The following is a 223-nucleotide window of genomic DNA, read 5'->3' on the forward strand; positions in this document are numbered from 1 at the left end:
TAGTAATACCCTTTTGAATAATAATATTTTTTAAGCGCTTTAAATTTTCAGTAGCTAAACTAAAATCATTTTCTGAAGCTATTTTATACCAATATTCTGCTTTATCTACATTCCTTGCAGTTCCTTCACCATGCTCATACATCCATCCTAAATTATTTTGAGCTAATGGATCATTTTTTAAAGCAGATCTCTCAAAGTAATTAAATGCTTTTTTTAAATCTTT

Annotated in this window: 1 protein-coding gene; it reads right to left on the reverse strand. The window is 26.9% G+C overall.

Annotated features, from left to right (window positions below):
• Positions 1 to 223, reverse strand: a 223-nt coding sequence (locus WFN33_RS20370) for a tetratricopeptide repeat protein (protein WP_336954847.1), incomplete at both ends; no start/stop codon positions are given.

It is taken from the genome of Acinetobacter sp. AS167 (assembly GCF_037152175.1).
Taxonomy (GTDB): Bacteria; Pseudomonadota; Gammaproteobacteria; order Pseudomonadales; family Moraxellaceae; genus Acinetobacter.